The 10,668-nt window shown below is 26.3% G+C and carries 6 protein-coding genes and 2 pseudogenes; 5 read left to right on the top strand and 3 right to left on the bottom strand.

Annotated features, from left to right (window positions below; translation table 11 throughout):
* Positions 1 to 396 (top strand): annotated as a pseudogene (locus tag BM027_RS17545) (methyl-accepting chemotaxis protein); the annotation flags it as partial.
* 517 nt (positions 397 to 913) lie between these two features.
* On the opposite strand, the gene BM027_RS17540 reads toward BM027_RS17545, so the two are convergent.
* Positions 914 to 1,372 (bottom strand): hypothetical protein, encoded by a 459-nt coding sequence (locus BM027_RS17540; protein WP_090094470.1) that lies wholly within the window; start codon positions 1,370 to 1,372, stop codon positions 914 to 916.
* Positions 1,373 to 2,035: 663 nt separating this feature from the next.
* On the opposite strand from BM027_RS17540, the gene BM027_RS17535 reads away from it, so the two are divergent.
* Together BM027_RS17535 and BM027_RS17530 are read left to right on the top strand one after the other, a co-directional pair.
* Positions 2,036 to 2,638, top strand: coding sequence for an HD-GYP domain-containing protein (locus BM027_RS17535; RefSeq protein WP_090094469.1), 603 nt, complete (start codon positions 2,036 to 2,038; stop codon positions 2,636 to 2,638).
* 69 nt (positions 2,639 to 2,707) lie between these two features.
* Positions 2,708 to 3,796: a sensor domain-containing diguanylate cyclase gene (locus tag BM027_RS17530; RefSeq protein WP_090094468.1), complete on the top strand. Its 1,089-nt coding sequence runs from the start codon at positions 2,708 to 2,710 to the stop codon at positions 3,794 to 3,796.
* 557 nt (positions 3,797 to 4,353) lie between these two features.
* Here BM027_RS17530 and BM027_RS17525 read toward each other — a convergent pair.
* On the bottom strand, positions 4,354 to 6,324 hold the full coding sequence (locus BM027_RS17525; RefSeq protein WP_090094467.1) for a methyl-accepting chemotaxis protein: 1,971 nt from the start codon (positions 6,322 to 6,324) through the stop codon (positions 4,354 to 4,356).
* A gap of 679 nt (positions 6,325 to 7,003) precedes the next feature.
* Between BM027_RS17525 and BM027_RS17520 the strand changes: the two genes are divergently transcribed.
* Positions 7,004 to 8,293 carry a phenylacetate--CoA ligase family protein gene (locus BM027_RS17520; RefSeq protein ID WP_090094466.1) on the top strand — a complete coding sequence of 430 codons (1,290 nt, stop codon included), beginning with the start codon at positions 7,004 to 7,006 and terminating at the stop codon, positions 8,291 to 8,293.
* 239 nt (positions 8,294 to 8,532) lie between these two features.
* On the opposite strand, the gene BM027_RS17515 is transcribed toward BM027_RS17520, so the two are convergent.
* Positions 8,533 to 9,543, bottom strand: coding sequence for a ketoacyl-ACP synthase III (locus BM027_RS17515; protein ID WP_175560025.1), 1,011 nt, complete (start codon positions 9,541 to 9,543; stop codon positions 8,533 to 8,535).
* A 223-nt stretch (positions 9,544 to 9,766) separates the two neighbouring features.
* Here BM027_RS17515 and BM027_RS17510 point away from each other — a divergent pair.
* Positions 9,767 to 10,668 (top strand): annotated as a pseudogene (locus BM027_RS17510) (methyl-accepting chemotaxis protein); the annotation flags it as partial.

Raw genomic sequence — 10,668 nt, 5'->3', positions numbered from 1 at the left:
AAGCAATCACTTAATCAAGTGGGTGCAATAGTAGGTGAATTAAAAGATAAAATTAATGTAGTTCAAGAACAAATGACTTATAATAACCAAAAATCTCAAGAGGGAAATAACATTGTTAATGAAACAGTTAAAGGACTAAATACTATGAGTTCAAGTTTAAAGTTATTTAGCAATAATATTATGGATATAAGTAAAGCAGCTACTACATTACTTACAGAAACTAAAAATATAGTTCAATTTAATGAAGAAGTATCTAATGGAACAAAAGATACAATATCAAAATATGAAATGGTAACAGCGGAAATATCACAAAGTGCTGCTGCTAGTGAAGAAATCGAGGCTAATATAAATGAGCTTAGAAATGTTGCTACAGATATGAATAAACTTATAGAATAATATATCTTCAAATTAATAACTACATCAGAACGTGTTGAAATACATAGTAGTACTTTAGAGGTGTATTTGAATAAGTTAGAAGAAGAAAAATTAATTTATTCAGATGGAAAAGTCAGAAATGAAAAGTATTATTTTTATGACTTGATAAATATTTCAAGACAATAATAATTAGTGAAAAATACAATACTTATTTCTAGGAATTAAGAAGGCTTCATGAAACTTTTTGTATCATGAAGCCTTTTAAGTATATATGTTGCAATAAAATTTCTACATCTTAACACATAGCCTGTCTATTACTTTTGAAATTTTTATTTTGCAACATATATAGTATGCTTTATTGATGATTAATATTATAGACATATGATATTACAAATTTTGTAAGTAAAACTTCCCAAATTAGGACCTCTGGGGTAATGGTCAGAGTTTACGAACGACTTGATCTAGATGTAGAAATATTCAAACTAAAAAAAGGGCTGTTATGCCCTTTTGATATGTAATAAAAAAATATTATTGCAGTTTAAACATTATCAGCAATTATTTGGTTTAATTCGTTTATTAATTGTTGTGCTTGTGCTTTTTCAAGTGGAGATACAGCATAGCTCATTGTTGCACCAGCAGTATTTTGAACAACAAAAAATATTTCAAACGTAGATATAAGAACAAAAATTCCGATTATAAAAACAATAAATAAAGAACTAAAGTTCGATAATCCGATAAAAATAAGAATTAGTCCAATGATAAATCTTTTTAGTGAAAACTTATTATCAAGTCTCACTCCAGCTATATTTTTTAATGGATATGTTACAGTATTTTTTCCGATAGGAAATATCCATAGTAAATTAGGAACTTGTCCAACTAAACGTTTATTTGTAATCTCAAATGAGGATTTAATAAAAAATAAAATTAGAGAAAAAGATAACAAGTTCTTACTTACAATTTTTTCATCTTTACCAAGTGCAAAAGTTTGTTCACTCATTTTTTCAACCCCTTTATAAAATATTTAATTAAATAACTAACATTTCCAATTATACAATAAAATATGTCATTTTTCTATTTATTTAGCACGACAAATATGGCTAATTTTCGACGTGTAATTTTACATTATGCATACTTTTGGTTTTAATATTTTCGCTGTGTACTGTCTTTATGGATTATTATGTTTTTGCAAAAAATAAGGCTTATGTAAGATGAATAATGAAAGAACTAAGAAATTAAAATTAGATAAAATAGTAAATATGATATTTGCTAGTATAGATGATATTAATAATTTATAGAAAATATAATTACAAATTTTAATCAGTATATAGATAGAAGAATTATAAATGTATATATGTTGCACATTTAAATTTGCAACATATATATTAAAAATTTTAGCTTAAAGTAGAAAGTATAATAAAATAAACTTCTACTTTAGACTTTTTATATTTTTCTGATTTTAGGCACATTGAAAAAAACATACAAATGATAATCATTGTCAAAATGAAGATGCAGTGGTATATTATTACTATAAATGAGTTATATCATTAAATTTAAATATAAAGTTTTGTTTTAATATCAATACGGTTTTAAAACAACGCCAAATATAAAAAATAGAATGTTAATTTGTTTGATTAAAAATAATTAATAAAGGAGATTTTGAATGGAATGTATATCTAATGATTATAAATCAATTTGTCATGACCTTATTGAAAGTATTGTATTTGCATTAGATGCAAAAGACACTTATACAGCTAAACATTCGATTAGGGTTGGAGATATGGCATGTCAAGTTTGTAAATTTTTAAAATTAAGTAGTGAAGATACAGAAACAATACATATTGCAGGGCATGTTCATGATATAGGGAAAATCGGTATTCCAGATAGAATATTAAATAAGGAAAGCAAATTAAATGATGATGAGTGGAATGTAATAAAACAACATCCCGCTATTGGTGCAAAAATATTAAGCAGTTCAAAAAAGTTAGATAAAATAAGTGAAATTATATTATATCATCATGAGCGTGTTGATGGTAAAGGATATCCAAGAGGATTAAAAGGGAAAGAAATTCCTTTAGGATCGAGAATTATTGCTGTCTGTGATTCGATTGATGCAATGTTAAGCAAAAGGGCGTATCGAGATAGCTTACAATTAAATATATGTAAATCAGAAATAGAAAAAAATGTTGGAATAATGTATGATGAAGAAATTGCAGCGTGTGTATTAAAAAATTGGGATTTTATTAATAATAAAATTAAAAAATAGGCTCTGTTTTAAAATCGTGTTAATATTGCTTGATAATTTATATGAATTAAGATTAAAGGATGATAGAGAATGAATAATGTGTATATATTGAAAAATGATGTGAATGGAATGTTGTATTACTTAGGAGATTTTATAAATAATCATAAAAAAATATTAACTATTATTTGCATTTTTATTGCACTTTCACTATTAGATGCATTTTGGTGTTTTTTAGTTAATATTAAAGAGCAAAGGAAATTTATGAAAGAATTAGAGCTAGAAAGAGAAAAATATTTAATTGTAATTGAACAATTAAATGATATTATATTTGATTTTGATTTGATTAATAAAAAAGTAATATGTTCACCAAAGTTTAAAGAAAAGTTTGGGAGAAATCTAACTCCTAGGGAATTTGATATAATAAATTCAAGTAATTCTAATATTCATCCTAAAGATATAATCTTAATAAAAAACCTTATAAATAATATTGATAATAATAAAAAGCTATCAATTATAAAGCAAATTAGAATTAGAAAAAATGATGAAGAGTATTTATGGTGTGAATTGAGATTAAACTATATACGTAGAAATAATAAAATTGTTCGAATAATTGGAAGAATTACAGACATTGATAATGATGTAAGGGAAAGAGAAATTCTTAAAGTAAAGTCTGAATGTGACCAGCTCACTGGATTATATAATAAATTAACTTTTTTTAATAAAGTAGAAGAAAAAATAAAGAATAACGAAAATAATGAAAATATATTAATTTTTATAGATCTTGATAATTTTAAAACAGTAAATGATTATTTGGGACATATTATTGGTGATGAAGTTTTAAAAGATACTGCACAAAAAATTAATAGTATTTTTAATAAAGAAAATAATGTTAATGCTAGATTTGGAGGAGATGAATTTTGTGTATTTGAAGAGAATTCATCTATCTTAATGATAAAAGAAAAGATAAAGAGACTTTCTAAACTATTAGAAGAAAGTTATATAGGAAAAAATAATGAAAAAGTTAGTGTTTCAGCAAGTATAGGAATTGCATCTTACCCTTATAATGGAACAAGTTTAAAAGAGTTAATTGAAAAGGCAGATAGAGCATTATATAAGTCGAAGGAGAATGGAAAAAATCAAATTACAATTTATAATGAAAGTATTAGAATAAGTGTATAATCTTAATTATTAGGCTCTGTTTTAAAATAATATCAACATACTACTAAAACAGAGCCAATTATTAAATCTAAAATTGAGAGGTTTTAATGATTAAATATGAAAAATGGGGTTGTATTATAACACAAATTATTTAATGATATGATGTATATTCAAAAAAATAGAAATAACATTTGTGGAATAAGCATTGAAAAATAAGCTTAGAGTTTCTTCATTTGAAGTTGTTCCATAAATGATTGTCCTAATGCATATTAGGAGCAATCTTTTATGGGTACAACTTTAAATGTTAGAAAATTTTAGGCATATTCAACAAAATAACAAGCCAGTATGCTAGTCTATTTTGAGTGATACTACGTCAGTAACATTAGCTAATAGCCTACTATTGGCTAATGTTACTTCCTTGTCTGACTCAAAATATACATCACATCTTTGACTTGTTATTTTGTTTCATATGCCTTAGCGAAATCTTTTTAGTCTTCTTTAATAAATGTTATTTCTATTTCGTTGTTATTACTTCACTTGATAATTCTGAGACAGCCCCATCTTTTAGTGCCATATTTTTAATTTGTTTTAAATTTGTTAGTTAAACTTTCTAAGCTTAATGCAAGTTCATTTAAATTTTGAGATGTAGCTGTAATTTCTTCAATTGAAGCTACTTGTTCTTCCGATTCAGCAGACATATTCTGAGTATCAGAAGATACTTTTTCAGAAAATTCACCTATATCATTTAAGTTATTAAATATTTCACGGCTATTATCTGTCATATTTTCTATTGAAGAATTTACATCTTGCATATTAACTAATACATTTTTAATAGCTTGTGATATTAATTTGAAGTACTCAGTTGACCCATCTACTACTTGGATTCCAGTGTGCACTTCACTAACGCCTGTACTCATAACTTGAGTAACATTGTTGATTTCTTTTTGTATTCCATTTATTAGAGTTTGTACTTGACTCGCTGCATCCCCTGATTGTTCAGCTAATCTACGGACTTCCTCTGCTACAACTGCAAAGCCTTTTCCTTGTTCACCAGCATGTGCTGCTTCTATTGCAGCATTTAATGCTAAAAGATTTGTTTGCTCAGAGATTCCTTTTATTACATCTGTAATTTTTTCTATTGCTTTTGAATGATCATTTAATTTATTTATTACATTAGAAGTATTATTAACTGCTTGTTGTATATTGTTAATACTTGAATTAACTTTGATAAGAGATTCTCTTCCCTTTTCAGAGTAGTTAGTTGCATCACCTACCATTTGGTTAACATTATTAGATTTATCTTTTATTTCAGTCATTGTTTTATCTAAATGATCCATATTACTATTGATTTTATTGATAGTAGAACTCATTGAAATAGTTTCATCTGCAATGTCAGAAATATTTCCAGCAGTATTAGTAGAAACATCAGCGAGCTGTTCACAGGTCGCAAGCATGTCTGAAGAAGAGTGTGAAACTTCTAGAGAATGTCCTTTTATTTCTTTAACTAATTCCTGTAAGTGAAGGGTCATTTGTTGAAAAGCTTTGCCTAATGCACCTAGCTCATCGTTTGATTTTATATTTATAATTTCAACATTTAAATCTCCTTCTGAAATACGTTTAGCAGCTGAAAGAAGCATTGAAATTGGTTTAATTGCTTTACTAGAAAGTACAAAAACAACTAAACTAGTTAAAAGTAATATTACTAGTCCAATTAAAGAAATCTTAATAGAATCTGATACACTTTCAGCTGTTGCTATACTATAAGGAATTTCTGCACAAACTAGCCAACCAGTTTTTTCATTTTTTATGTAACTGACAAGCATTTTTTGTCCATCTTTCATTACTTGTTCAGAAGTACTTTTGCCTGATAAACCTTGTTTTACAAAATCAAAATCACTTAAATCAGTACGATCTTCAAGATTGTCCATTTTCTTAGTAGGATGAGCTAATAATTTGCCTTGATTATCTAAAATGTAAGCAGTAACATTATCTTTTGATACACTTCCTACAAAGTCATTTAACTTATTAAGTTCTAAGTTTCCTTGCAAAACTCCTGTTATCTCGCCATCAGAAGTAGATTTTATTGGATTTGCAAGTATAGTTATAAGTTTACCATTATCTTTACTTACAAGAACATCTGATATAACATCGTCTTTTCCACTAGCGGCCTCCTTATAGAAGGTACGATCTGTTAAATTTGCCATTTTTGTATCATCATTTCTAACAATTTGCATTGCATTTAAATTATCCACTACAATAGGTGAAAGATCTGTATATATGTTAGCTGCATCTATAAGAACTGGTTTTATTTTTTCTATATCAAATGTTCTTATAGTTGGATCTGTCGCTAAAACCTTTATTCCATATAAATTTTTTTCAACTAAATTATTTATTTCTTTCTCAACCAGCTCGGTTTTCTTGAAATTTTCCGACATAGCATTTTCTTTAGCTATATTTAGAGAAGAATTTAATGAAATTCCTATAAAAGTTATGAGAGGAATGGAACTAGCTAGTAGTAGTGTCAATGTTAATTTCTTTTTCAAATTCATAAAGTATACCTCCAATAGTTGTTATTTTTCTATAAGGCATTGTAAGGCACATCTTTGGTCTATTATTTTCTTTCATGTGACTAAAATAAATAGCTAGTCAAAGATTCTTAGGATTTTTTGAATTAGACAAGGAAGTTAATACTACTGTTATTAGCTACCTTTGCTGACGCAGTATAGTACAAAAAAAGATAAAAATACTAATTAGTTATTTATTTAAAAATGCCTAATATATCTTTAAGTAAAATGTAAATAATATTAAAAAAAATCTTAGATTATCAAGAAGGGTAATCAATTTTAACATATTATATGTAGAACAATGGAAAAAATAAGAAATATCACCCAAAATATGTTATAGCATAAATAATGAAAAATGTCAAAAATTACACAATAATGCAATAAATATATAAGAGATAAATAGATTGAATACAGTATTAGAAATTTGTTTCTGTGCTTTAATTATTTCTTTTGAGATACATAATATTTATTTTTTTGTATTAAACAATATTTACATATTAAATATAATATGTAAAAATATATATAAAAAGCTAAATTAAAGAAATAAATGGTCGATACTTATTAAGGGGACTTATATTACATCGATAATTTAAATTTTATAATATACATTAGGCATGTTTTAGCTTGTTATTTTATTTCATGTGCCTTAAAAGGGGATAATTTTATGAATAACTTAGAAAAAAACTTAACACGAGAAGAGATTAATGATATTCAGACAGAAAAGTTAAAAAAAATTGTTAAATATGTTTATGAAAACGTACCGTTTTATAAACATAAATTTAATGAAATAGGAATACTTCCAGAAGATATTAAGGTGCTAGAGGATATTAAATTGCTACCATTTACAACAAAGCAAGATTTAAGAGATCATTATCCTTATGGAATGTTTGCAGCTCCAATGAATAAGATTGTAAGACTTCATGCTTCATCTGGAACAACTGGAATTCAAACTATAGTGGGTTATACAAAAAAAGATATAGACAGTTGGGCAAATTTAATTGCTACAACTTTGCAAAGATATGGTGTGACTTCAAATGATATAGTTCAGGTTGCATATGGCTATGGAATATTTACTGGTGGTTTAGGAATTCATTATGGAATTGAGAGATTAGGAGCTTCAGTTGTACCTATGTCTGGTGGGAATACTGAAAAACAAGTATTAACTTTGAAAAATTTTGGAACTACTGTACTTGCATGTACGCCTTCATATGCTCTTCATATATATGATACTATGGTAAAAATGGGTATATCGCCTGAAGAACTAAAGTTAAGAATGGGTATTTTTGGTGCTGAACCTTGGTCTGATGAAATAAGAGCTAATATTGAAAAGAAATTTAAATTTAAAGTATATGATATATATGGATTAAGTGAAGTAATGGGACCTGGAGTAGCGGGTGAATGTTCTCTACAAAATGGATTACATATTAATGAAGAAGATTTTTTGCCGGAAATAATTAATCCTATAACTTTGGAAAGTAATATGCATGGAGAAACAGGGGAATTAGTTTTTACAAACTTAGAAAAGGAAGGAATTCCACTTATAAGATATAGAACTAGAGATATATCAGCACTTAGTTATGAAAAATGTGAATGTGGTTGCCCTTATGTTAGGATGAAACGTATATATTGTAGAGATGATGATATGATGATTATTAGGGGAGTAAATATATATCCAATACAGATAGAAGAAGTATTGCTTAGTTTTAAAGATTTATCACCACATTATATATTAACAATAACTAGAAAAGATAATTTAGATCAATTAACAATTACAGTAGAAATGAATAATTACACTGAATTCTATAGTAAAGAATATTTGTTAGGATTGCAAAAAGGTATTAATTATAAATTTCATAATATATTGCAAGTATACTGTAATATAGATTTGGTTAATCCAGATACAATTTTGAAAACAGATGGAAAGGCTAAAAGAATATTTGATAAAAGAATATAAGGCACATTAAAATATAAAGCTATGTTTTAGCAGAGTGTTGATATTGTTATATAAAGCAAACTTCAATGTTTACTATTTATATAACAATATCAACACTATTTTAAAACATAGCGTTTTTTTATATGCATAAAGCAAAGTCCAATGCCAGTTAACTTGTATATAACAATATCAACATTTAATTAAAACATAGCTAAATACATGGTGTATCTCTCTTTGGTCTGTTCTTTTACTTCATGTGCCTAGAATTGATATAATAGTGAGCACATAGCAACACCTGCACCTACAGAACAAAAGACTGCTTTTGAATCCTTTTTTATAGATTTATTTTGGAATGTTTCATGTAACGCAAATATTGGACTAGTGGTTCCAGTATAACCATATCGATCTCCGATATATGTGAATTTTTCCTCGTAATTTTCAATATTTAATATTTTTGCAGTTTCTATTATAAATTGCTTTGAATATTGTGATAAAAAGAAATATTCAATCTCATCTATAGGAAAATTATAATCTTCCCTAAAGTCATCTATAGCTTTACTCCATTCTGGTGCAAAAAAATCAAGAGCAAATGGAGTCCAACATAGTGTTTTATCATATTCACTTATAGTATTTAAACGGCTTTTAGTAAGTCCACAACTAGGTGAAACAATTGTATTATAATATTCAGATTTAGTACAATATTTGGAATCTAATATGCCTCTTGGAGTATCTTCTTCAGTACATTTTAGAATTACTGCAGCAGCACCATCTCCAGATATGGGATAAGTATATTTGCAATCTTCTCTAGCAATAGAAGATACTAATAGACTACCTACTACAAGTGCATACTTTACATTTTTTGATGTTTTCATATAACGGCTTATTTGATCCATTGCGACTATCATTCCTACACAGTTTGAATTTAAATCATATACAGTATGTGCATTTACTGCTTGTAATTCATGGTTTATTATCAGTGCATTAGAAGGACACAAATATTCAGGAGTATCAGAAGAAAATACTATAGCATCAAGTTGATCAGCGGATATACCTGCATTTTTCAATGCATTTTTTGAAGCTTCTATTGCCATAGTTAATGCATTCTCAGTGTTATTATTTACAATGTATCTTTCTTTTCTTCCCATTTTATCGAGGAAAGAAGTTATATCTTTTCCTGATTTTTTAAAATGTTGTATGTAAAAGTCGTTATCAATTTTATTTTCAGGATGATATATACCTGTTCCGGTAATAGTTACATTTTTATATTTCATGATATTAGTCTCCTTTTTAATGATATTCATAATGTAATTTTTAATTATATCTATAATCTAAAATTATCCCATATTATACAAAATATAAGAGAAAATATTAAATAAGTAAATTTTATTGCTAAATATGATATAATATACATATTATATCATATTTTCCTATTATATTAAGTATTATGAAAAACGAAATATAACAATTTATTCGAATAAATCTAGGAGGTGCAATATGGAAAGTGAAGAAAGCTTTCTTATAAACTTTAATAAAAAATCTCTTAAACTTATACTAATAATTTACTTAGCAAGCTGTTTTCTATCATTTTTATTTTTTTGTGTATTAAAAGCATTAGGACTTAGTGATAATATAAGTATAAATTCTTTAATAATACTCGGAATACTTATTTTGATTTATGCTATAGCATTTTATAAATGTTATAAGTCTACAATTACAGAAAATGGCTTTAATACAAAAGCATTTAATGTAACAAAGATTATAATTTTATTAATAACTTATTTTCATTATTTATTTTTAAATTTTACAATGCATATAGATTCGCTCTGGCTTATAATTTTCTTTTTCGTCATTCTTGGAGCATTATTTTTTGATGTAAAAATGATTATTCAATCAATAATTTTAAGTATTTTATGTCAAATCATAGTATTTGTAAATAATCCTTCAATTTTTCTGGACAAGCAATTACCTATAGCAGAATCACTTATGAGAATTATTGCTATTGTTTTAACTTTAGTAGGAATTTTGGTAATTGTATATTTTGCATCTAAGCTATTAGAATCAATTAGTGATAAGGAAATTGAAGTAAAAACAGAAAATCAAAAATTAGTGGATTTATTTAAAAATATATCTGAAATTTCTACAATTATTTTGTCATCAAGTGAAAACTTAAGTGCTGCTATTGAAGAACAAACAAGTTCACTATTAGAAGCTTCAGGAACGAGTCAATCTGTATCTGAAGATTCTAGTGAAATGCTTGATAAATCAAATAAGAATAAAGAAATATTAAGTAATTTATTAAACGCTAATGAGGTAGTCACAAATAAAACCAAGGATAGTGAGCATAAAATAAAAGAACTTATCAATATTACAGATAATAATCAGAACTCTTTAAATGA

Origin of the sequence: Clostridium uliginosum (assembly GCF_900112485.1) — a bacterium.
Taxonomy (GTDB): Bacteria; Bacillota; Clostridia; order Clostridiales; family Clostridiaceae; genus Clostridium; species Clostridium uliginosum.
Note: the sequence above shows the minus strand (reverse complement) of the source record. Positions and strands in the feature narration are given on the sequence as shown.

What these genes read in the sequence shown, in the direction of transcription:
- BM027_RS17535 (WP_090094469.1), top strand. Translation starts at nt 2,036, where the DNA reads ATGGAATGTATATCTAATGATTATAAATCAATTTGTCATGACCTTATT.
- BM027_RS17520 (WP_090094466.1), top strand. Translation starts at nt 7,004, where the DNA reads ATGAATAACTTAGAAAAAAACTTAACACGAGAAGAGATTAATGATATT.
- BM027_RS17530 (WP_090094468.1), top strand. Translation starts at nt 2,708, where the DNA reads ATGAATAATGTGTATATATTGAAAAATGATGTGAATGGAATGTTGTAT.
- BM027_RS17515 (WP_175560025.1), bottom strand. Translation starts at nt 9,543, where the DNA reads ATGAAATATAAAAATGTAACTATTACCGGAACAGGTATATATCATCCT.
- BM027_RS17525 (WP_090094467.1), bottom strand. Translation starts at nt 6,324, where the DNA reads ATGAATTTGAAAAAGAAATTAACATTGACACTACTACTAGCTAGTTCC.
- BM027_RS17540 (WP_090094470.1), bottom strand. Translation starts at nt 1,372, where the DNA reads ATGAGTGAACAAACTTTTGCACTTGGTAAAGATGAAAAAATTGTAAGT.